Here is a 422-nt window from a genome sequence, read left to right as displayed (position 1 = left end):
GCGTGAAGTGCTCACACAGATTGTCTGATAGAAAGTAACGAGCAGAAATACCTTTATAGGCTTGTAGCTCAGGTGGTTAGAGCGCACCCCTGATAAGGGTGAGGTCGGTGGTTCAAGTCCACTCAGGCCTACCACTTCTCGAAGTGGAAAAGGTACTGCACGTGACTGTATGGGGCTATAGCTCAGCTGGGAGAGCGCCTGCCTTGCACGCAGGAGGTCAGCGGTTCGATCCCGCTTAGCTCCACCATATAGTCCTGTATTTCAATACTTCAGAGTGTACTGGCAACAGTATGCTGCGAAGTATTTTGCTCTTTAACAATCTGGAACAAGCTGAAAATTGAAACATGACAGCTGAAACTTACTCCTCCGTAGAAGTCCTGGAGTAAGGATTAACCTGTCATAGAGTCTCTCAAATGTAGCAA

The 422-nt window shown here is 47.6% G+C and carries 2 tRNA genes; both read left to right on the top strand.

Annotation, left to right across the window (positions count from 1 at the left end):
• Window positions 1–57 precede the first annotated feature (57 nt).
• Window positions 58–134, top strand: a tRNA-Ile gene (locus tag E5C26_RS24560).
• Between the two features lie 37 nt (window positions 135–171).
• A tRNA-Ala gene (locus E5C26_RS24555) sits at window positions 172–247 on the top strand.
• Window positions 248–422 lie beyond the last annotated feature (175 nt).

Source organism: Serratia proteamaculans, assembly GCF_004684015.1.
GTDB lineage: Bacteria > Pseudomonadota > Gammaproteobacteria > Enterobacterales > Enterobacteriaceae > Serratia > Serratia proteamaculans_F.
The sequence above is the reverse complement of the archived record's forward strand: the minus strand, read 5'-3'. Positions and strand labels throughout refer to the sequence as shown.